Below are 22,164 nucleotides of genomic sequence, written 5' to 3'. Positions count from 1 at the left end.
TCCCGTTGTTCCGCTGTTCCCCTTGAATGAGCCTGGCGCCTGCGCACACCCTGTCCATCAAGGCCGGACAGGGCCCCGTTTCGTGCTGCGCATGGCGTGCTGAGGGCGATACCGCGGTGAGAACTGACTGACGAGTTCCTGGAAACAGGCCAGAGCGGTGAGGGGCGGGATTCCGGCGACGGCTGTCATGAGGATGGATTTCGAGGAGTTACCGACGCAGAGCGCGACCGACCCGACGGAAGCGGTCACGATGACGGTCCAGGACCAACGGGCGGTCCGACGCTGCAGGGAAGCGCGCATGATGGACAGGCCCGCCGCGAGCCACGGTCCGTAGAGCATCCACGGCCACCAGCGCGCCAGTCTCTGCGGCATGAACAAGGAGGCGACGGTGCGCAGTTGCTCGTACGAATAGGAGATGGACCAGCCCAGCATGGCCAGGGTGCACACGACGATGGTCGTGAGCAGGATGGCGGTCGGTCTGACCCTGGGCCCGCCGGCGTGGCTGCGGTTTCTCGGTCCGGCGGGCGGCTGGACGACCGGATCCCGGTACGGGTCGTGCCCGGACGGGGTGGAGCGGGCCGGACCCCCGGTGGATTCCATGGTCAGCATGTGGGCCAATTCCGCGTCGAGATCCCATCCGCCTCCGGTCATCGCCCTCTCAGGGGTGTGTCGGCAGTAACCCGCCTGAAGTGTGTTGCACTGCTCGCAGTACGGATCTGACGGAGCGCCGTATGGGGGGTCCTGCGGGAACTGACCGCCGTAGGGATCGGACCTGTCCCGGATCTCATCCATGGGCGTCCGCATTCAGATAGTCCTGCTCCGCCCTGCGTGTCCTGTCCAGCAGATCCTCCAGCAGCATCGAGCAGCGCCTCAGATGGGCTTGCGCTTCGGCCGGCTCCAGCCAAGGGCGGCCGTTACCGGGGGAGTTCGGACCGACCGATGCGAGGGGTGACCTTTCCCGACTCGCGGACACCGTTTCATTCCACGTCACGGTCACCTAACGAGCGCCGTGAGCATCAAGACATCCAGCGTTCGGGGGACATGTTCCCGTGTTATTACCGTGTCGGAAGATCAGATGTGGTCGCGCGCCTTCGGTGGCGTGCGCGTGCCGAGACGTACGAGAGCGGTTCAGCCGAGGAACCGGTCCACCGCGGCCACCACGGGCCGCCGCTTCAGCGTCGGCGCCGGACCGACGTTGACGCAGTGCCTGATCGAGACACTGACCGGGCCGATGCCATATGTGCCGTGCTCCTCCAACCGCTGCCGCGCCTCGGCGGGTACGCAGTCCAGACCCAGCTCGGCGGCGGCCACGCTCAGGGCTCCCATCGCGATGACGAGGGCCTCCTTCGCCCTGGGGCCGCCCAACAGGACCGTCGTCCCGCCTCCGTCGCGCCCGACCTCCACACGGTAGGTAGCGATCGCGTCGTGCAGATACTCCTCGGCGTCCAGGCCCACGGACTCCACGACCCGCGCGACGATCCAGTAGACACCCTCGGCCGCCGCCCGCAGATCCAACTTGGCGCCCAGCTGATGCGCCTTGAGCCACGGAGCGGACTTCAGGGACAGGGCCGTCGACTGGTAGACGCCCCACCCCTGGATGTTGACCTCCAGCCGATGGGCGTCGGGGCCGTCCGAGGCGAGCCACACGTCGGTGACCCCGAGAGCGCCGAAAACATTGTGGGTGCTCATGAACTCGACCAGCCGGGTCGCCGTCATGAGGTCCTCGTTGGACGCGGGTACCAAAGCCTCGATCAGCTCACGAACAGCATGCTCGTGGAACCTCACTGCTCCTCCCAACTCGTCACGTGTCAAAGACCCGTTCGGGCCCGGACGGCCGGTGGCGAGGCCGTGGCACAAGCGGCGGCGCCCCTCCCACGTCCTCGCGACGGCATGCCCCTATACAGATGCGGCCGGGCGTCGGGGATGACGTCACCCGGTTCGGTCAACCGGTTCGGTCACCCGGTGTGGACGAGGCGACGATCGCACCGGCCGACCGCGTGATGCGGAGCGGACGGTCCGTCGGCTACCTCGCCGGGGCGACGGGCGGGCCGGCGTGCACCTGACCGCCGTACAAGAACGGAGGAGAGGAGGCGGCCACCGGGATGCCTCCGCGAGCGCCCCGGCCGGCCAACTGCCGGGGCACCGTTGCGTGGTGGCCCTGCTCCAGGGACCGCGACGCGGGGTCGACGGGGGTGCTGCTTTGGAAGGAGGGCGCGGACCAGACGTCCTCCGGTCCTCGCTCACCGGGGACGGAACGGAAATCCGCGCGCCATTGCACACAGAGGGCGTCGTAGATCGGGGTACGGGTGTCCGGCAGGGGATTCATGGTCGGTCAACGCAGAAGACGGCGACCGCGATGTCTGCCGTACGGGTGCTTTCCCGCGGTTACGGCGGTGAAGCCACCGCTGCGGCGGCCGGACGCCCGGAAACCGAGCCGCACAGCCATCCGGGTGCACACCCATCCGACTGCACAGTCACACCACTGCACAGCCATCCGACCGCGCCGTCACCACGGTCCGTGTCGAACACGTACCCACCCGTCCCCTCACCGCCGACTACCCGAGGATCCGTTGGCCGAGGTGATGCAGCAGCCCGCCGAGCTGTGCCGTGGCACGGGTGAGGACGGAGGGGGATCGGGGAGCCGGTGTGTGCGGTGCGTCGGGGCCCGTCTCGGGCGACGGATGCCCCGTACGGTCCGGCCGGGGGCCGGAAGCCGGAGCGCCGGCCGGTGGCACCGCCTGGCCGGGAACACCGCCCCCGGACGGCGGGAGCTGCTGTGGAGCGGCCGCCTGCCCCACGGCGGTCGACGGCTTCGCCGCTCCTGCTCCTGCTCCCGGCACCACGCCCGCTCCTGCTCCCGCTCCTGCGTTCTGCGCCGACGCCGAAGCCGACGGCTGGAGTTGGAGCTGCGGGGCGCCCTTCGAGCCTCCGGCCGGACCGAAGACCCGCACACCCGGGCCCGTGCGCCGGGGGAGAGAGGCAGTGACCACCTGACCTGCCGACGCCGACGGTGCGGGCCGTCCGTTCACGGGAACGCCGGGGCCGGACCCGGTGCTGTCGACGGCGGGCACGGCCGCGGCCGTAGTCGAATGCCCGGTGGCGTACGCGGAGTTCCACGCCAGCACATCTCGCAGATAGGTCTCGGAGGGGTTGTAGCTGAGGACGGCCCGGTTCAGCTGCCGCGGATCGTTGAGATCGCGATGGTCGGCACACAGATACGCGGCCGCCGTCGTGGTGGCGTCGAAGATGTTGTTCGGATCGGCGTCGAGAGTGGGGCGGGTGGTGGTTCCCCAGCGCTTCCATGTGGAGGGGATGAACTGCATGGGCCCCACCGCTCGGTCCCAGGCGGTGTCGCCGTCGAATCTCCCCTGGTCGGAGTCGCGCAGCGCGGCAAACGGTCCGCCGTTCAGCACCGGCCCCAGAATCGGGGACGTCGTGAAACCCTCACTGGTGAGGGCTCCGTTCCGCGCATGGTGGGACTCGACCTGGCCGATGGCGGCGAGGAGCGTCCACGGCAGATGACAGCCAGGTGTCCGGATCGCCTGCTCGTCAGCGGCGCGCTGATAGGCATCGAGCGCCAGAGCCGGCAGGTCCGAGTGCGCGGCGTCAGCCGGAGCGGTGACCGAAACCGCGCCCACGCGACGCGTTGTGCGTTCCGCGTCGTCATCGGCGGCGGGCTTTTCGGGCGCGGGCCCCGGGGCGCTGGTGGCCGGGCCCGACGGGGCGGGGGCGGCGCTGTCGGGATGCGCCCCTGCCGCGGGAGGGTACGCCGAAACCGTTCTGGGCGGCGCGAATGATGTGGAAATGGCCCCCGCCGCGCATGCCACCGCCGTTCCGATCAGGATGATGCGCCGGGCCCGGCGGCCACGCCCCTTCGATGCCTCCGATGCCTCCGATGCCTCCGATGCCATCGATGCCATCGAGGCCGATGCCTGCGATGCTGCAGGCTCACCAGAAGACGAACCGGTGTCGGACATGACGAAATCCCTCCGCTCGTACGGTGTTTCCGGCGATCCACTCACCGCGCGATGTCCTCGCTGTTCTGCCTAGAGCGAAGGAACGTGCAGATATGACTCGAAGAGCCCGATATCGGGGCAAAACCTCACCCGGTCGGACTGCCCATGGCCACAGGGGATTTGGGGTGCACAGCAAGGCGCACGGCAAGGTGCACGGCAACGAGGGCCGGGGCGGAGGAACACATACCTGGCGGGGTCGGCCACGCGGCGTCGCAACCAGCCCCGGCGACACCCCATGCCATCGTCCGGCCCTTACCCGCAGACCCGGAACGACGCCCTCCCAAGCCGTCACGCCCCCGAGACCGGCCCCGCGCCGGGCGTCAACTTTCACGCGTCATGTCCGCGTAGACGGAGCCTCTGTCTTGTAGGGGGCGCCACGGCGGCAGGGATCGTGCACCCGCCGTGGCGCCCGTGGAGCAGGTCACATCAGAAGGGAGGCGGCGGCCATGTACGGAGGCCCCGGCATCGGCAGGGGCGTCGGAGGCGCGGTCGGGGGAGGTGGGGCACTCGCCGCGACCGGCCTGGGACAGACGGAGATCTTCGTCCTGCTGGCCGTCGCACTGCTCGTCGTCGGCGCCCTGCTGCTGCGGTCCTCGTCGTTGAAGCACCGCAACAGACGCCCCTGAACGCGGAGAGCCGGGTGGGTATCGGCCCTGGCCGATGCCCACCCGGCAGCCGCGTCGTCACCCGGCCTGCGGCCGCTCGGGCGCCAGCGCGTGCTCCCTTCGGTACAGCAGCCAGAAGCAGAGCGCGGCCAGCGGCATACACAGGGCCGTCAGAAAGTCCGTACCGATCATGTGCTTATGAAGGTCGGAGGCTCCCTCGGTCAGCACCACCATCCAGAACTGCAGCAGCAGGGTGACCACCACACAGACCGTCAACCGGCCCACGGCGCGGGCCGATTGCCGAGCCCAGGTCCGGCTGGCGAGTACGGCCCCGAGCACGATCGTGCCGAGCCACAGCAACGGAATCAGCGCCGGTACCGCCCTAAAGCCCTCGAAGACCTTGGTCACCACCGCGATCCGCCGCTCCTTGGCAAAGGGCGGATGACCGGAGTCGGACGGATAGGAACCGATGTGGTGGAGGGTCAGCTGGGTCATGCCCTGCACTCCGCGTGCCCCCATGGCGACCAACCGACTGGGGTTCTTCAGGAAGTGCATCATGACTTTGGCAGGCGTGACGTTCTGTTTGTAATCGTCCCAGTACGGCGTCCTGGCGGCTGAGTTGGCATCGAAGATCCGGCTGTTCATGGCGGTGACCAGCCGGGGATCGGCGCCCAGGGCCTTCAAGTCGTCCACCGGATCCGGGCTGTGCGGCAGCATCTCCGCGAACACGGCGTCGTACCAGACGATTTGATTGAGCCGCTTGGGCTGTGTCGCGGTGAATCCGACGGCCACCCCGCACAGCAGGACACACGCGATCAGGGCGGGCCAGCGCACTGCCAGCCACCGCTTGAAGGGCCGGCGGGGGTTGCCGTCCTCGGCGGCCGACTTCTCGCCGCCCTTGCGCCGCACGCTCGGCAACCAGAGCAGCGCCAGCATGGCCACGGGCAGCACCGAGATCATCTGGGTCTTGGCCGTCATGGTGAAGAGCGCGGCGGCTGTGGTCAGCACAATGCCGCTCAGCGGTGCGGTCGGGCGCCGCCACAGCAGAAGCAGTGCCGGGCAGAGCAGCAGAAAGCCCACCAGCCCGGCCACCTCGCTGTAGGGCGCGATGAAGAAACTCGCGAAGGCCGAATCGCACATGACCAGGCCGAAGCCGGCCGTGGCCACCAGCCGCAACCACAGGGGGCCCGGCAGTAGCGCGACCAGCAGGGCGATGATGGCGCCGAAGGCCAGCGCGAGCAGGATGCCGGCCGCACGCAGATCGAGCGCGCCGGGCAGACCGAGCAACGGCGTCAGCGTCTTGGCGAGCCCCAGCACCAACAGCTGTGACGAGTAATACGGTTCGCCCGACTCCTTCACACCGCACGCCTCACCGTAATAGGTGTGAGGCACCCAGGTCGGATAGACATGGGCCGACGGCTCGGCGTTCCAGGGGTGGTTGCTCACCACGCCGAACAGGCAGAGCAGCCGGTCGCCGTTCCCGTCGTCCCCCAGTCCGACCACCCCGCCCAGCAGCAGGCGCAGCAGCATCACGGTCGTCCAGACAACCCCTGCGGCCGCGGCCGCTGTTCGCACCGTCCGGCGGCCGGGTTCACCGACCAGATGAAGGCGTACTGCGGCCGTTGCCACCGCCGCGCGTGCCTCAGACGTGGTCATACCCGTCCCCTCGCCCACCCGCTGAGGGTGCCGACGACGGTCGTGTTCGGATCGGCCGGGCCGACACCGCACTTCACCGCCCGCACACCCTTCATCCATTCGTCCTTGCCCGGCGTATGGGCCTTGATCATGAGATCTGGTCTGCTGGTCAGCTTGGCCTGGAGGAACTCCTCCACGACCGGCTTGCACACGTTCGCGGCAACCGTCTGGGCGTCCTCGGGACGCACCGCCCCATCGAGGTCCTGCCAGGTGGCGACCTCCTCGCGGTCATGCGGATGATCACAGGTGACGACCGCGCCGCCGTGCTCACAGGTGCGCACGGCCGAGGATTCGGGTTGCTCCAGCACCTCGCGGAACGAGAAGGCCACGAGTGGCCCGTGCCTGGCCTCCTGGACCGGAGGCACCAGGTCGCAGCGCAGAGTGCGTACGCCCATGGCCCATTCCGCCCGGGTCGGCAGCCTCGGCCAGACCGAGAAGGACACGGTGTCCCGCGGTCCGGCTCCCAGGTACCTTCTGATCGCGTCGGCGTCGTAGCAGCGTCCCTGCGCATATGCCGAGATCTGCTCCGGGTCGGGCCGCTCCTTGTAGGTGGCGAACTGGCCGTCGACGGAGGTCACCTGGAAGGTCTCGCTGCGGTGTGGCCGATCGCAGGGCACCGGAGGCGCGATGTCGCTCGGCTGGATCATCTCCTGCTGGGTGCGGAAGGTGTGACAGGTGCCCACCGCCTGCATGACGGTCGGCACCGCCGCCGTACCCGAGTTGCCCGGCCCGCACCCCGTCAGCAGCAGAAACCCGGCGGCACACAGCAGGGCTGGGCGTTTTCGCATGTCCCTCATGTCGTGTTGTCTCGCAGTCGTACTTGGTGACGGTTCGTCAGACCTCTTTGGCGATCGGTCCGACGACGATGACCTCGGCGTTGCGGCGGGTCTTTGCCCAGCCGGCGCGCCCGCTCAGCAGCCGCCCGAACGCGCGCCAGGCGATGGCGTAGAAGAGATAGATCATCGAGGCGTAGGCGATGCCCCAGCCGATGCACCGGAGCAGTCCCTGTGCGGGCTCGCAGCGCCGGTGGTACAGGTAGCCCCAGACCGCGAACTGCGCGAGGCCGAAGAGCAGGTACAGCATGAACAGGACGGCCCCGCCCGCCCCCAGGAAGCGCATGGTCTTCTCGGGGTACAGCACCAGGTTGTTCAGGAAGATCAGGATCGGCAGCGGGTAGATGACCGTTCCCACGAGCCACAGCCAGGGCTGGATCAGGTAGTACGAGATCTCGATGACACCGGCGTTGGAGAGGTACGGCGAGCGCCATGTCTTGGACAGGTAGCGCATGCACTGCATGGTTCCCTGGCACCAACGGGTCCGCTGTGTCACAAAGCGGGGCAGGTTGTGCAGGGCCTCCTGGTCCACCCATGCCTCGGTGGCGTAGCCGGTGCGGTGGCCGGCCAGCATGACATGCAGGCCGAGTTCGAAGTCCTCCAGCAGCGAACCGCGCCAGGGCGCCCGCTCGCCGCCCGCGAGTTCGTCCAGCGCGCTCATCCGGCTGAACTGGCCGTTCCCGCCCATGCATACGCTCTTGGTGGTCCGCCGGGACGTCTGGATGGCGGAGATGGCCGCCCGGAACTCGATGTCCTGCAACCGGACGAGCGTACGGCCGAACCAGTTCTGTAGCCGGGTCCCGTCCGGCAGCGGTTCACGTACGTCCCTGTTGACCATGCGGACCTCGATCTGCACCGCGCCCATCTGCGGATCGCCGAACAGGCTCGGCCCCGCGCACACATCGAGCACATTGGCCGACGGGCGGGCGTCCGCGTCGAAGACGGCCACGACCACCGAGGAGCGGTCCGTGTCGGCCGGCAGCCAGTCGTCGAGTGCCCGGTAGGCGGCGTTCAGCGCATGGCTCTTGCCCGTACGGGCCTCCGGGCGGCGCCGCTGCACCAGGTGCACGAACGGCGAACGCCCCGCATGGTCGCGGACGATGCTCGCCGTCGCGTCGTCGGAATCGTCGTCGATGACCCACAGGTGCACGGTGGGGTAGTGCTCGCGCAGATAGCGGAGGGTGTCGCCGACGACGCTCTCCTCGTCTCGGCATGGGATGAAGAAGTGCCAGGCGAAGTCCTGGGCGCGGCCCGGCCGTTGGGGCTCGGCCCGTAGGAAGGCGATGACCAGCAGGATGACATAGAGGGTGAAGACCCCGTTGATGATGAGCGCGAGGGCCATCGCCAGACCGACGAAGCCGCTCTCCTGGAACTGGGTCACCGAGGCGCTCCGTTCAACCGGGGAAGCGGTTCTCGGCGCCGCATCGCCACCAGCAGCAGGACCGTCACCGAGACGGCCACACCCACCAGGCTGACGAGGGAGCCGACCACGGTGTGCGCCCAACCGAATCCCTCGTAACCCCACTTCTGGGAGAACGAGGCGATCAGGCCGAACCGCAGCTGGTTGGTCAGGACGAGCAGGGCGGCACCGACGGCCGTTCCGGCCAGAATGCGTGCGACGGTGGAGCGACGGCTGAGCATGAAACCGGCACCGACCAGGAGAAGCGGGATGATCAGCATCGCTGAGCTGCAGCCCGCCGTGATCCTCAGCCCCATCGCGTGCTGGGTGCCGAGACCGAAGTAGGTCACCGCCTGGTCCCAGTCCAGACTGGTGGTCCCGGTGGTGGTCAGTCCGACGACGTACTCGCCCAGCGCGGCCTCGACCGAGCGGAACCACTCGTTGAAGGTGAAGAGCGCGCCGGCGGTGAAGAGCAGGGCCGCAGCCAGCGCGAACCGGAGGTAGGGAGCCTGTGCGGGCCTTGCCGCTCCGAGACCGATGGTCTGCGCCGATGGCCGCTTTCCCAGGGCAAGCACGCTCACCCGGGGTCCGGAGCGACGCGATGTCGGATTCGGGTGCACAGTCGGGCCTTTCTGACACGGCGACGCCCACTGCCCGGACGCCTCTCACGCACGAAAGGAGGTCCGGGAGGGCGAAGGATGACGCCGTGGCGGCGTCTTCGGTTCACCCACGCGGGCGGGATCCAGGCCCGTGTTCCCGCTGGATGCGCGTGGACCGGGCGGTCGACCCAGTCACCGGCACCCCTTGTCATCTGCGGTGTTCCCGTTGTTCCGGTGTTCCCGGTCGGCATCGACAGGAATGTTCACGGGGCGCTTTACGGGACGCTTCACGCGGCGCTTCACCGGGGCCCGCGCTCGGGGCCCCGAAGGACGGCGTCCTGACGGTGTGGACGCCTACCGGAGGAAGAGCCGATGAGCCCTGCGGGCAGCGGGAAAGACATTGTGCATGAATTCCCCTTCGATGTTTCCCCGGTTCTCGAACTCGACAGTGATATACGTCTCGTACTTTCCCGGCGCTCCGCCGACGGCCCGCGCGGCACCGATGAGGGCACTCCGTCTCCATACCAATTGAGTGAAGTGGCCTGCTCGCGGATTGAAACCCGGATTGTCGAAATCGTATTCCGGCGCCTCTGTGTACCATCGGTCAACGGCCTCGCGGGCATCGGCGACCCCCGAGCGTCGCCGAGTGCTGCTGCCCCAGTAGAGCACTTCGCTCGTCCTCACCGGGTGGAATCCCTTGTGGCCTCCACCCGGTCCGCTGCCCCGCGAAATGTCCCGCACTCTCGATTTCGCGTAGCGGGTGAGCCCATCGTGCAGCCGCACAGGAGGCGCATGATGCCTGGCCCGCACCGAATTGACGGCGCGCAGTATCCCTCTGAGGAAGGTGGCGGTCGTTGAATCATGGAAATCCTCGTGCGGAGGAACAGTGGTCACGGTTCCCTCGATCGTGGACCCGGGTGAACAGGTGAGCGTCGGCAGGTGCATCGGCTGCTTTTCGGTTCAGGTGCGAACGCGTATAGGTGTACCGCGTGGCGCCACGGAACGGGCGCCGTGCGCAGGAAGATTCCCTCGCACGAGTGGTGTGCCGGGCAGAATGACGCTGTGCTGCCCCTCTGGTGCCGGATCCGTTCCGCGAGGGGGTAACCTCGCTCAGGTCCGTTCCCACCCGCAGTCGTGCGGGAGGCGGCGGACGTCATACGGAGACGTCAGCACATTGCTCAGGGTCTGCTAATGTCTCCTCGGCCGATTACCCGGAGATCGGCTACTGGCCTTTTGTCACGAGTACGGAACTGCTTACGTGCGAGCAGCATCCGTGGTCGTTTCGAAGAATATGGCCATCATCGATGAGGTGACTCTAGGAGAGTCGGCTCGTCGCAGTGCAAACCCTTGGCGCGACGATTGTTTTTCGACGCGCTCATGGGTTTGCAGCCAGGTGCCCCTCGCCCGCCTCCCTTCCGGGCGAGGGGCACCTCCTCTGTTCGACGGGGGGAGTTGAGCGGGCGCAGTACCGTGTCGGCAGGGATCTCCGGAGTAGGGGAACGGATCTGCTTCGTCAACGAGGTCACCTGGCGAGTCTGCGGTAGCGGACGAGGATTGCGGTGATGCCGACGAGGGCTCTGCGGCCACGCTCGGCCAAGGACCGCCGCGGCGAACACATACGAGGGGATGAGCGGTTCGGCCGCAGCAGGTCGGCTGATGCTCGGCTGGCGAGCCTCGGCCGTGGCGTGCCATTCCTCCGCGTGTGGGCGCAGCCCCGAGCGCGAAGACGAGCGGAAAGACGCGAAGGCGTGTCCGCCATATGTTCGCCTAGGACGACGACCTGGTACCGCCATGCCCATGACCGTCGGGCCGTCGTCGTGCGGAAGACCTCCACCGGCGGGCACGGAAGACTTCGGCCGACGGGCGGTCACCTGTCCGGATTGCCGACCGTCATGGGGGAGGAGCCCGACGATCTTATACGTATACCCCTGCCAAGAACGGAAGGGGTTCTTCAACCCGATAGGTGAGTAAGGCACATGAAGAAGTACTCAAGACGGATGCTCGCCGTCATGCTCACGGTGGGCGGTGCCGCAGGCGCACTCGGGCTGCTGGCCGCCCCGCAAGCCGCGGCGGCCGACGCGTCCGCCGATCTGTCCATCGCCAAGGCCGGCCCGGCGCTGGGGAACGCGGGAGACCCGATCACCTACCAGATCGTCGTCACCAACTACGGCCCCGACGCCTCCTCCGGGTGGGTCGTCACCGATCAGATCCCGACCGGGCTGCTCAACCCGAGCGTCACCACCTCCGCCGCCAACTGCACACAGAACAACGGCACCATCTCCTGCCAGGGCGGCGCCCTGGCCGTGGGGTCCAGTGCCGTCATCTCCGTCACCGGCACCGCCGGACCCAACGGCTTCCGGCTGACCAACACGGTGACCGTCGACGGTGCCGACGCCGACCCCGACACCGATAACAACGTCTCGTCCGCCAACACGAACATCCTGGCGGTCCCCCTGATCGACCCGGCGGTCGGAGCGGGAGCCGCCGCTGCCGTGGCCATGGTCGGCTTCGCCCACTACCGCCGTCGTCGCGGCGCTGCGACGCCCGCGCTGTAACACCCCGGCCATCGCCACTTCTTCACCGGGGACTTCGGGCTCCCGGGCACAAGGGACCAGCAGCACTGCCGCTCCCCGACCGCCCTGGAGCCCGACACCGATCACCCTGCGGGTGTGACGTCATGTCTCACTGCGGGACGTGCCGCGTTGCCGGGGGACGAGCACGGCACCGCGGTGCGAAGGGGAGAGGGGAGGGCGGGGCACCTCCGGCGAGGGCCGCGGCTGCGGCATGACCCGCTGACCTTCCATATGCCTTCGTCTTCGCCTGGTCGCGGCAACATGGACAAGGCAGAAGTATGCACAGAAGGTGTTCAGGGAGATCAACCAGAAGAGCAAGATGGCCATGGTGACAGATTTCATGATCTTTGGCTGTGCCTTGTCGTGGTAGCGGAAAAGCACTGCTGGTCGACGCTCGGATGAGGGCGGGGGAACTCCCGAGGACAGTACGGGGACATCCCCCGGCCTCCTCTCATATGCACCGTCGGAGCCGCCTTGAGCCAGGTGGCGACGGAGTTCCGGTACCCCTCGTCCATCCGCACCCGGTGCAGCTCATGGGGGCTGAACAAACCGAACCGCCGGTAATGGTCGCTCGGTGCGGGAGCGGTATGGGGGGTCAGCACAGGGCATCCGTAGGTGACGGTGAGAATGCTTCGGTCAGGCTCCGGTTCATGCGACCACACGTCCAGCAGAGGGCCGGCCATCGTCTGCCATCCCGACTCCTCGGCAATCTCCCGGACAACGCACTGCTCTGGTGTTTCACCACGTTCGAGGCGCCCTCCAGGGAGTTCCCACTCATTGCGCTCGTTCAGTAGGAGAAGGACACGAAGATCGAGACTCATAGTCACTCCCCTGACGTGCACGGAGTAGGCAGGCCGTGCGTGGGTCATCGTAGTCCTCCCGTGTCGTACCCGAGGCTTGCGGCAGTGATTTAAAGCTGGAATTGATGAATCTTCAGATGATAGCTTCTGACGATCGGGTGGGGTGTCAAAGAGTGACGCCGTGCTCACGCAACCAGGCGACCGGATCCACCGCCGATCCGAACTCCGGGGTGACGCGGACCTCGAAATGAAGATGCGGCCCCGAGGAATTGCCGGTATTGCCGGAAAGTGCAATCTGCTGGCCGGGTCTGACGTATTGTCCCGCGCTCACCAGGAGAACCGACAGATGGGCATAGTGCGTGTAGTACCCGTTCTCATGCCGGATGACGATGTTGTTGCCGAAGGCGCCGGCACAATCCGACTCGACGACCACTCCGGCACCCACGGCATGGACGGGGCTGCCCACCGGGACGGCAAAGTCCTGGCCGGTGTGCCGGTGCGCCCAGTGCGAGCCCCCCGCTCCAAAACCCGCCGAGAGCACATAGCGGTGAACCGGCGCAGTCCATGGGCGCCGCGAATGATCCATGAGGACCGAGGAGGGCAGATCGCGGTGGGCCGGAGTGGATCCGTGCCGGCAGGGGGAGGCCGCGCGCACCGTTTGCGTCTCCTGCAGTGCGCGGGCCCGAAGCAGAGCTTTGCGAATGTCCCGTTTGGCTTCCGCCTGCTTCTGTTGGAGTTTGTGGAGTAGACGGAGGCCGGCCAATGCCTTCCTCCGTGCCTGGGCGAGTTCCACCGTGGTCCTTTGCACGCGCTGCAAGGAGGCCGCCAGACCATGGTGGGCGCTGTGTACGAGGCTCAGGTTCCGCAACGGGTCGTGGTGAGCGGACGCCGTCAGCGCCCGGAGGGTGTCGGGGAGCAGGCCGCCACGGTACTGAATCCGGGCCAACGCGCCGACTTCGTTTCTGAGTCCCCGAAGATTGCGCTGCTGACGTGTGAGATCCGCCCGGAGCAGTTGGGCCGCCTCGGCCTGGGCGTCGGCGCTTCGCCGGTACTGCTCGTGCCGTCGCGCGGCAAGTGACGCCTCCTCATACAGGTGTTGCACGGGGAGTTGTGCGCTGATCGCCGGGGCATTCACCGGGCCTTCTCCGTCATCGGCCCGAGCGGTCGAGCAGGGCAGCGAGGACAGACCGAGGACCAACACCGAGAAGAGGAGGAATCCGCGGGAACGCCTGGTCAGCGTGGACCGCACAGGGGCCCCGATGCTCTGGTGAGCCGCCGTTGCCAAGGACGGGCTCAGCGGGATCGCCGAGGTGTGCGGACCGTGGTGTCCGTTACGGCGACCGATCATCTGCGGGTGACGGGGTACGTCGGAGTCGCGGGCCAAGGGTTCCCCTTGCATATCGGCAGGTGTGCGTTTCGGCGGCAACGCGTGGCGGATTCGGCAGGGCGTCGGGCGAGCGGTGGATGCCGGACATCAGGCGTCTCGCTCACCTGGAAACCCCGGGCCATGACCTTCGACGCGCAGGATGTCCGGCGATCCGCCCGGTGGGACGCCTTTCATATCGAGGAGCTCGGGGCCGTCGCATGACGGCGTGAGAACGAGGCGCCACGGGGATCCGGGGGAGGTCGGGCAACTTTCTCCCGAGGCAGTACACCGGTGACGGGCCATCAACCGCTCATGGAGAGCGCACGGTCGGGAAGGTAAATCCCGTGCTGTTCGAGTGATGCGGCATAACGCCGCCGCAGCCGAGACTTCCACGCGACGACTTTTATGGGATGGTCCGATCTTTCTTGACCAGAAGGTAGCATCTTCCGCTGGACGCACGGCGTGGATTCGCCCCGAGAAGAAGCGAAGGCCCTATAAAGGGGTGGCAATCCTCCGTAGCGATCATGAGGACCGGTATGTCACCACGCCGTCCGCCGTACCCGAGTTGAGGACCTGCTCTGCGTATCGAGCCTCGGCGACTCTCAAGAATTTCGACGGGATCCAGCGTGCGACCGTGAACGCCCTCGGCGAGTCCTCATCCAGGAGCCGTCCTTTTGTCATACTCAACCAGACACCGTAGGCCGCCGGTCGGCTGCTCAGACCGCCGGGGCGATGATCCTGCCGCAGCCGCGTCAAGCGACCAAGAGCCAAGCGAACAAGGCGACCAAGAGCCAAGCGACCAAGAGCCAAGCGAACAAGGCGGCCAAGAGCCAAGCGAACAAGGCGACCAAGAGCCAAGCGACCAAGAGCCAAGTGAGCAAGGCGACCAAGCGTCGAGCGACCAAGAACTGGCTCAATCAGTACGCGATGGCGATGTTGAGGCATTCGCCGAACTCTTCGCCCGTCACCGCAGAGCCGCCGCCCGGTTCGCGGCGATGCATATCGAGGACGCCCATACGGCACAGGACGTCGTGGCCGAGGCGTTCTCCCGTGTCCTACAGGCACTGAAATCCGGCGGGGGCCCTACGACCTCCTTCCGAGGCTACTTACTGAGGGTCCTGCGCAATGTGGTGGCCGAATGGGGCAGGAACGCGGGCCGACAGATGTATGTGCCCGACGTCGGCCTCTATTCAGTGGAGTGCGCGGACTCCGCGGGGTACGAAGCCCTCAAGAACTATGAGCACCGGCTGGCCATAGAGGCGCTCGCATCCCTCTCGGAACGCTGGAGAACCATCCTTTGGCGGACCATCGTGCAGTCCCAGCAGCCCGCTGTGATCGCGAGCAGCATGGGTATCAGCCCGAACAGCGTCGCGGCTCTGGCCTACCGGGCGAAGGAAGGTCTGCGACAGGCGTATCTCACGGTTCATCTGGACCGGCGGAGATACCACATCCAGTGCTCCAGCTATGTGAGACGGCTTGCCGCTTATTCCCGCGGACGTCTCAGTGAGTGTGCCTCCGAAGAGATGACACTACATGTCGAAGAATGTGCGACATGCGGTCGTCTCTATCAGGAGATCGGCGAACTCAACAGTCTCTTCCGTGCCTAGAAGCGCCCCGCTTCGCATGCGGCATGCCAACCATCCCGGTCTGCATTGGAGCCAATGACCCATGAACGAGAAAAACGACATCGCGGTGGTTCTGGGCACGCGTCCCGAGATCATCAAGTTGGCCGGAGTGATTCGCAGCCTAGGACCACGTGCCTCGATTCTCTACACCGGCCAGCACTACGACAAGGAACTCTCCGACAGCTTCTTCCACGCCTTTCGGCTCCCGCAGCCGCATATGCGTCTCTCCGGCGTCAGCGCGGCCCATCGCAGCATTCAGATCGCGCGCGCCACCCAACAACTCGCGGAGCACTTTCGGCGGGTGACCCCGAAGCTGGTCATCGTGCAGGGTGACACCAACGCGACATCCGCCGGTGCACAGGCCGCAAACTATTGCGGAATCCCGGTCCTGCATGTGGAGGCGGGCCTTCGTTCCAACGACCGGGCCATGCCGGAGGAAATCAACAGACGTATGGTGTCCGTCCTGGCCGACGTGCACTGCGCCCCCACCTCGTGGAACGCCGCGAACCTGGTCTCCGAGGGAATCCCGCTGCATAGAATCAGGGTGACAGGCAACACCATCGTCGAAGCCACTCGCGAGTCGATGCCGGGACCCCTGGAATCCCGTGAATTACTTGACACCTACGGGCTCAGGCCGAACGAGTTCATTGTCGCGACGATTCATCGTCCGGAGAACACGGATGCTCCGGAGCGGCTGTCCGAGATCATCGATGCGCTCGCGGAAGCGCCGATCCCCGTCGTGTTTCCGATTCACCCGAGGACGGTCAGCAGCGCTCAAGGGTTCGGTCTGAGCGAACCGTTGTCGCGACTTCGCTGCGTTCCCCCGCTCGATCATTCGGATTTCCTTTCGCTGGCCAGCAACGCGCGCTTGCTGATCTCCGACTCGGGCGGGATCCAGGAGGAGTGCACGATCATCAAGAAACCCCTGATCGTGGTCAGGAAGAATACGGAGCGACCCGAAACGATCGCGGCCGGCTTCGCCGTGCGCGTGCGCCACAAGCACGAGATCTCCGAGGAGATCGCCCGCATCCTGGCCAACCCGGACCTGGTGAACGCGCTGGCCGGCCGGCCGTGCCCCTTCGGGGACGGAAAGGCCAGCGAGCGGATCGCGGACATCGCCCTGGCCATGGCCGGCCGAGCGGCCCTTCCGTACAGCGAGGCGAGCGACGAGTTCTCCTACACCCCTGATCCGCTCGGGCCCCTGGGAGGTGCCACGGGAAGGGCGCTGCGTCGTTCCCCCGTCCAACGGGGCTCCCTCGGCCAGCAGTAACGTGCGCGGCCACCCAGGACAGGGCACCTGGCCGACGGGCGTCCGGTGAGCGTTCGCGGCCGCATCCGCACTGCTCCACCGGCCGCTGGGCCCGCGCGAAGGTCCGCGCGGGCCCAGCAGTATGCCGGTCACGACGACATCGGCCCGGGGCGTCTTGCTCGCGTCCCTCAGGTCGCGAAGGCCCGGGCGTCCCCTCCACGCCCGGCACCGCGGGCGAGAGCTCCCGGGCGCCGGGGGAAGCCGTGCGGCTTCGCTCCGGTGCCCGAGAGCCCTGGTCTACTCGGATGCCTTGGTCAGGCCGTTGCTAGACCGGAGTCACCCCGGTGCTGGCGCGACGGCGGCGGATCAGCAGGAGGCCGCCGAGGGCGGCCGCGGCAGTCGCGCCGCCGATGGCCGGGTTGATGACCGGGACCGCGGGGACCTCGGTCTGGACGCAGGAATCGTTGTTCTCGGGGTTGGGGTCGGGCTCCGTGCCGGTGACCTTGACGCAGTTGTCCAGCACCACGGTCTGCTGCGGGACCGGCGCGTTGGCCCGGACGGTGATGGTGTGGCTCTCCCCGGCCTCCAGCGGACCACCGGAGCAGGTCAGGATCCCGGCCCGGATCCCGCAGTCCGCGTTGGACGTACGGGCGTTGGTGATCCCGTCGGGCAGCGGGTCCGTGACCGTCCAGCGCGTGGCACGGTTCGGCCCGTTGTTGGTGACGATGATCTGGTACTCCACCTCTTCGCCCGGACCCACCTTGGCCGGACCGACCTTGATCACGGACAGGTCCGCCTGCGGGTTGGTGAACCCGAAGTCGGCACCGTGGTCGTTCTGCCCGGCACCCTTCGGGGTCACCTCGACGGCCGGGAACGGGTTGCCGGACGTCTCACCGCTGGAGTCGGTCTGGTCGTTGCCGCCCTGGTTCGCCCGGGCCGGCTTCCAGCCGTCCAGCACACCACCGGCCTGGTAGTCGTCCGGGTTGTCCATCCTGATCGTGTACGTCCTGCCGTACTGCAGGTCCTCCGGCCTGACGTTCTTCGTCACGGTCGAGTCGAAGTAGTACTCACCCCGCTCATTGGTGACCGCCGTACCGATCTTCTTGCCACCGGCGTCGTACAGGTTGACCGTGGCACCCACCACCGGCTGCTCACCGGGGTCCTGGATGCCGTCCTCGTCGGCGTCCTGCCAGACCCGGTTGCCGAACTGGAGCGGCGCCTGGTCGCACAGCATTTCCAGGTCACCGATGCCACGCGCCTTGCCGAAGTCGTTGTTCAGGTAGATGCCACCGGTGTTGTCGCCGGCCACCCGGGTGCCGTCGGCGCGGTTCAGCCACGCCAGGCCGTGCCCGGTGATCGGGTCCTGGATGGGGTCCTCCGCGATGTAGGGCATGGTGGTCTCCACCTTGGAGATGGCCACCGACCCCTCGGCGGTCTCCGCGTGCCATCCGGCCCCGCCCGCCGCGTAGTCGCCCGGGTAGAACTCCCGGACGTTCAGGTCCTGGAGTCCGCCGTTGGTGGCCGCGGTGGCGTTGTTCGCGCAGCCGCCGTTGCCGTCCAGGACGAACATGTGGTTGCCGCCGCGGCAGGCCCGGTTGATGTCACCGCCGTTGGTCGCGGTGGTGGCGACCCAGCCGGTGCCGGGGAATGCGGGCAGTGCCCAGCCGGCCCGGTCGGCGAAGCGGTCGGCGAAGCTGACGACCATGTCGCCGTTGGTCTCGAAGTCGATGTCGGAGAGCTCCGCCTCCGGGTTCATGATCACGCCGGGCGCGCAGGTCAGGCCGTCCTGGGTCGCGGGCCGGGTGTTGGTCCACGGGTACCAGCCGCGGCCGGGGCAGCTCGGCGCGTCCGGGCCCGCCCAGCCGCCGCGGGGGTAGTTCAGCGGCTGGTCCATGACGGTGCCGGTGAACTGGCCCGTGACCGGGTCGAAGCTCTGCACGACCGCCCGCATGTCGTCCTTGTCGCCGGTGGACTGCGCCGAGCAGACACCGCCGACATACACCTTGCCGTCCTGAATGCCCAGGCCGAAGGGGCGCCAGTCACCGTTCGTGGCGCAGCCCGGGTCCTTGATGGCGTACGACGCCTTCGGCGCGGCGGCCGTGGGCTGGGTGGCGTCGTAGCGGTAGAGCCTGCGGTCGTGCAGGTTGACGACGTACAGGTCCTTGCCGTCCGCGCTGACGTCCAGGTCGCCCAGCGATTCCTTGCCCACCACCGGACCGAACGCCAGGTCCATGTTGACGTCCGGCTGGTGAGCGGTGGTGCCGGGGCTCGGGACCTTGGTGAACAGCGTGGTCTGCTTGGTGGCCGGGTCGGTCCGGTAGATCGCGCCCGGACCGCCGGGACCGTACTTGGTGCCCCGCTTGGCATACGCGGCGGTGAAGAGCTGCTTGGTCACCCTGTTGTAGCCGGAGCCCCACAGGGTGCCGGTGGTGGCCTCGTTCGCCAGGTCGGTGACCAGGCCCGGGTTGGCGACGGCGTCACCCCGCGTGTTGAACGGGAACGACGACAGCGTGCGCTTGCCCGGTGGCGTCGGGTTCGGCGGCGGAATCGTGGGGTTCTGGCAGACGGCGACCAGGGTGACGTTCTTCTGGCAGTAGTCCTCCGGGCTCCAGAACGAGGTCGTGATCTCCACGTTCTTGCCGCCGGACAGGTCCACGAACTCCACGTTGGACGACAGCGCCGTCGGATCGATCAGGTTGTTCCTGGCCGAAGCGAACCCGGGGTAGAGCACTCCCTGATCGGGGTTCTTCACCTCGATCCGGTACCTGCCGCCGCCCAGACTGCTGCCCGGCGTCAGCTTCACCGTGCCGTCCGGCCGGGTGGTACCGGTGATCGACCGCCCCGCGTCATCGGTCAGCACCACCGTGACCCCGGACAGGCCGGGCTCAAGCGCCTTGTCCCACTTGCCGTTCGCGTTCACCTCACGCACCACGCGAACCGTCGCGTCACCGTCCCCGGCATCAGCCGCCGCCGGGCCCACCGCCGAGATCACCCCCGTCGCCGCGAGCGACGCCGATAACGCGGTCGACAAAGCCAAAGACATCCCGCCGGCCCAACGCCGGCGCTGCCGCTGCTCCACTACCGATTCCTTTCTCCGTCCATGGGCGTGCGTCCGGGGCGAGCCTGCGAGCGAACCGAGCCTGCCCGCCGACCGAGCCTGCTCGCGAACCGGGACGCGTTGGTAAAGATCGTCACGGCACTCTCACCTGACGAGCGGATAAGCCGAACGAGCGACTTCCTGACCCGGTGAGGCCGGCGAGGTGCCGGAGCCGCGGAGGCACCGGGTCGGTCGGTGGTGATCCGGCAGTCGATGGTGATCCGGCTGTCGGCGGTGATCCGGCAGTCGATGGCGATCCGGCAGTCAGTGGTGATCCGGCAGTCGGCGGTGATCCGGCAGTCGATGGCGATCCGGCAGTCAGTGGTGATCGGGCAGTCGGCGGTGGTCTGGGACCGGGCCCGGATCGCGGAGCGTTCGCCCTCGTCCCCCCGTGGGGAGTCGCCGACGGCCGATTCGGGTCCAGACCGTGCGCGAAGACCCGCACAGGCCACCGATGCTGTGCTACGGTCCCGGTGTTGCAGTTGTGGTACCCATGAACCTATGTGCGCCTGACGGGAACGATTCCTTCAGGCGCATTATTCGTTTTTCCGGCATCTCCGGATGGGGCCTCTGCCTACAGAAGGAGAAGGACATGGCACAGGGAACCGTGAAGTGGTTCAACGCCGAAAAGGGTTTCGGGTTCATCGAGCAGGACGGCGGCGGCCCCGACGTCTTCGCCCACTACTCGAACATCGCGACCCAGGGCTTCCGTGAGCTCCAGGAGGGCCAGCGGGTGTCCTTCGACGTCACGCAGGGCCAGAAGGGCCCGCAGGCGGAGAACATCGTCCCCGCCTGATCGCCGGACGCATTTCCGCCGACCGGGGTCCGCACCGACTTGGTGCAGACCCCGGTTTGCGCTGTTTCCAGGAAGGCACATCACCGCATGCCCCGCAGACCCCAGAAGCCGAACCGGCGCGCCTCGTCGCCCTCACCGTCCGCGTCGTCGCCAAGGGAATTCCGGCTGCCGGAAAGCACGACACCCGCACTTCCCGCCGTCGAGGACTTCGCCGGTCTGGACATGCCCGCGGAGCTGCTGAAGACCCTCACCGCGCAGGACGTGATCACCCCCTTCCCCATTCAGGCCGCCACCCTGCCCAACTCGCTCGCCGGCCGTGATGTGCTGGCACGGGGGCGCACCGGCTCCGGCAAGACCCTCGCGTTCGGGCTGGCGCTGCTGGCCCGCACGGCGGGACTGCGCGCGGAGCCCAAGGCGCCCCTCGCCCTGGTGCTGGTGCCCACCCGTGAACTCGCCCAGCAGGTGACGGACGCGCTGACCCCCTACGCGTCAGCGGTGAACCTCCGGCTGGCCACCGTGGTCGGCGGGCTGTCCATCACGAAGCAGGCCGGTGCGCTGCGGCGCGGCGCCGAGGTGGTCGTGGCGAGTCCCGGCAGGCTCAACGACCTCGTGGAACGCGGGGACTGCGTGCTCGACAGCGTACGCATCACGGTGCTGGACGAAGCCGACCAGATGACCGACATGGGTTTCCTGCCGCAGATCACCAGGCTGATCCAGCAGGTACGGCCCGACGGACAGCGCATGCTCTTCTCGGCCACCCTCGACCGCAACATCGACCGCCTGGTGCAGCGGTTCCTGACCGACCCCGTGGTGCACTCCGTGGACCCGTCCGCAGGAGCGGTGGCCACCATGGAGCACCATGTGCTCCACATCCAGGACGAGACCGACAAGAAGGCGGTCACCACGCGCATCGCGGCCCGTGACGGCCGGGTCATCCTCTTCCTCGACACCAAGAGGTCGGCCGACCGGCTCGCCAAGCGCCTCCTGGCCGTCGGGGTCCGCGCGGCGGCACTGCACGGGGGCCGCTCCCAGCCGCAGCGGAACCGCACCCTGGAACAGTTCAAGAACGGCCAGGTCACCGCGCTGGTGGCGACGAACGTCGCGGCCCGGGGCATACACATCGACGACCTCGACCTCGTCGTGAACGTCGATCCCCCGGCCGACCACAAGGACTATCTCCACCGGGGCGGCCGCACGGCCCGCGCCGGCGGCTCCGGCAGCGTGGTCACGCTGGTCCTGCCCGACCAGAAACGGGACGTCACCCGGCTCATGTCGGACGCGGGCGTTAGGCCCCGTACGGCCCGCATCACATCGAGCGACGCGGAACTGGCCACCATCACCGGTGCCCGCGAGCCGTCCGGCGTGGCCGTCACCATCGAGGTCCCCCGGCCCACGACACCGACGGCGCCCCGACCGGACCGGAAGACCGGCACCGAGCCCGGCGGGCGGTCCGGCCGCCGACGCCGAAACGGCGGCGGGTCCAAGGCGGCGGCAGGGGCTGCCACCGGGGC

The 22,164-nt window shown here is 67.8% G+C and carries 19 protein-coding genes; 7 read left to right on the top strand and 12 right to left on the bottom strand.

The genetic code is table 11. From position 1 onward, the window contains the following. Positions 1–57: 57 nt before the first annotated feature. From ACWEKM_RS22760 to ACWEKM_RS22745, 4 genes are all read right to left on the bottom strand, one after another. Positions 58–609 carry a DUF2637 domain-containing protein gene (locus tag ACWEKM_RS22760; RefSeq protein WP_451623019.1) on the bottom strand — a complete coding sequence of 184 codons (552 nt, stop codon included), beginning with the start codon at positions 607–609 and terminating at the stop codon, positions 58–60. Between the two features lie 519 nt (positions 610–1,128). Then, the gene (locus tag ACWEKM_RS22755) at positions 1,129–1,785 is read right to left on the bottom strand and encodes a hypothetical protein (protein ID WP_451623018.1); all 657 of its coding nucleotides are present in this window, start codon (positions 1,783–1,785) and stop codon (positions 1,129–1,131) included. Positions 1,786–2,023: 238 nt separating this feature from the next. After that, on the bottom strand, positions 2,024–2,326 hold the full coding sequence (locus tag ACWEKM_RS22750) for a hypothetical protein (protein ID WP_451623017.1): 303 nt from the start codon (positions 2,324–2,326) through the stop codon (positions 2,024–2,026). A 229-nt stretch (positions 2,327–2,555) separates the two neighbouring features. Then, a complete protein-coding gene (locus ACWEKM_RS22745; RefSeq protein WP_451623016.1) occupies positions 2,556–3,638 on the bottom strand; it encodes a transglycosylase SLT domain-containing protein in 1,083 nt (360 codons plus the stop codon). On the opposite strand from ACWEKM_RS22745, the gene ACWEKM_RS22740 reads away from it, so the two are divergent. Both ACWEKM_RS22740 and ACWEKM_RS22735 read left to right on the top strand, forming a co-directional pair. Then, positions 3,619–4,050: a hypothetical protein gene (locus ACWEKM_RS22740; RefSeq protein WP_451623015.1), complete on the top strand. Its 432-nt coding sequence runs from the start codon at positions 3,619–3,621 to the stop codon at positions 4,048–4,050. The two genes, ACWEKM_RS22745 and ACWEKM_RS22740, sit on opposite strands and share 20 nt — an antisense overlap. 412 nt (positions 4,051–4,462) lie before the next feature. After that, a complete protein-coding gene (locus ACWEKM_RS22735) occupies positions 4,463–4,642 on the top strand; it encodes a hypothetical protein (RefSeq protein ID WP_451623014.1) in 180 nt (59 codons plus the stop codon). Positions 4,643–4,699: 57 nt separating this feature from the next. Here the strand turns inward: ACWEKM_RS22735 and wsfD are convergent, their stop codons facing one another. The 5 genes from wsfD to ACWEKM_RS22710 all read right to left on the bottom strand — a co-directional run bounded on the left by wsfD (position 4,700) and on the right by ACWEKM_RS22710 (position 10,041). Beyond that, positions 4,700–6,277, bottom strand: coding sequence for a glycan biosynthesis hexose transferase WsfD (gene wsfD / locus ACWEKM_RS22730; RefSeq protein WP_451623013.1), 1,578 nt, complete (start codon positions 6,275–6,277; stop codon positions 4,700–4,702). Beyond that, on the bottom strand, positions 6,274–7,104 hold the full coding sequence (locus ACWEKM_RS22725) for a septum formation family protein (RefSeq protein WP_451623012.1): 831 nt from the start codon (positions 7,102–7,104) through the stop codon (positions 6,274–6,276). Before ACWEKM_RS22725 ends, wsfD begins: the two co-directional genes overlap by 4 nt. Positions 7,105–7,150: 46 nt before the next feature. Continuing rightward, on the bottom strand, positions 7,151–8,530 hold the full coding sequence (locus ACWEKM_RS22720) for a glycosyltransferase family 2 protein (protein WP_451623011.1): 1,380 nt from the start codon (positions 8,528–8,530) through the stop codon (positions 7,151–7,153). After that, positions 8,527–9,129, bottom strand: coding sequence for an archaeosortase/exosortase family protein (locus ACWEKM_RS22715; RefSeq protein ID WP_451623010.1), 603 nt, complete (start codon positions 9,127–9,129; stop codon positions 8,527–8,529). Before ACWEKM_RS22715 ends, ACWEKM_RS22720 begins: the two co-directional genes overlap by 4 nt. Before the next feature lie 372 nt (positions 9,130–9,501). Then, positions 9,502–10,041 carry a CAP domain-containing protein gene (locus ACWEKM_RS22710; protein WP_451623009.1) on the bottom strand — a complete coding sequence of 180 codons (540 nt, stop codon included), beginning with the start codon at positions 10,039–10,041 and terminating at the stop codon, positions 9,502–9,504. A gap of 1,082 nt (positions 10,042–11,123) precedes the next feature. Here ACWEKM_RS22710 and ACWEKM_RS22705 point away from each other — a divergent pair. Further along, a complete protein-coding gene (locus ACWEKM_RS22705; protein WP_451623008.1) occupies positions 11,124–11,702 on the top strand; it encodes a DUF11 domain-containing protein in 579 nt (192 codons plus the stop codon). Positions 11,703–12,058: 356 nt separating this feature from the next. Here ACWEKM_RS22705 and ACWEKM_RS22700 read toward each other — a convergent pair whose 3' ends face one another. Then, positions 12,059–12,541 (bottom strand): NUDIX domain-containing protein, encoded by a 483-nt coding sequence (locus ACWEKM_RS22700; RefSeq protein ID WP_451623007.1) that lies wholly within the window; start codon positions 12,539–12,541, stop codon positions 12,059–12,061. Between the two features lie 145 nt (positions 12,542–12,686). Next, positions 12,687–13,655 (bottom strand): peptidoglycan DD-metalloendopeptidase family protein, encoded by a 969-nt coding sequence (locus tag ACWEKM_RS22695; RefSeq protein WP_451623006.1) that lies wholly within the window; start codon positions 13,653–13,655, stop codon positions 12,687–12,689. A gap of 1,226 nt (positions 13,656–14,881) precedes the next feature. Here ACWEKM_RS22695 and ACWEKM_RS22690 point away from each other — a divergent pair. Beyond that, positions 14,882–15,493, top strand: a complete 612-nt coding sequence (locus ACWEKM_RS22690) for an RNA polymerase sigma factor (protein ID WP_451623005.1) — start codon at positions 14,882–14,884, stop codon at positions 15,491–15,493. Between the two features lie 61 nt (positions 15,494–15,554). Then, entirely contained in the window at positions 15,555–16,781 is a 1,227-nt protein-coding gene (gene wecB, locus ACWEKM_RS22685) for a non-hydrolyzing UDP-N-acetylglucosamine 2-epimerase (protein ID WP_451623004.1), read from the top strand. 304 nt (positions 16,782–17,085) lie between these two features. Here wecB and ACWEKM_RS22680 read toward each other — a convergent pair whose 3' ends face one another. Then, entirely contained in the window at positions 17,086–19,689 is a 2,604-nt protein-coding gene (locus tag ACWEKM_RS22680; protein ID WP_451623003.1) for an SdrD B-like domain-containing protein, read from the bottom strand. Positions 19,690–20,449: 760 nt separating this feature from the next. Here ACWEKM_RS22680 and ACWEKM_RS22675 point away from each other — a divergent pair. Beyond that, positions 20,450–20,653, top strand: coding sequence for a cold-shock protein (locus tag ACWEKM_RS22675; RefSeq protein ID WP_030069301.1), 204 nt, complete (start codon positions 20,450–20,452; stop codon positions 20,651–20,653). A gap of 87 nt (positions 20,654–20,740) precedes the next feature. Next, the coding region (locus tag ACWEKM_RS22670) for a DEAD/DEAH box helicase (protein ID WP_451623002.1) at positions 20,741–22,164 on the top strand (1,424 nt) is incomplete at its 3' end.

This window comes from Streptomyces sp. NPDC004752 (genome assembly GCF_053601275.1).
The sequence above is the reverse complement of the archived record's forward strand: the minus strand, read 5'-3'. Positions and strand labels throughout refer to the sequence as shown.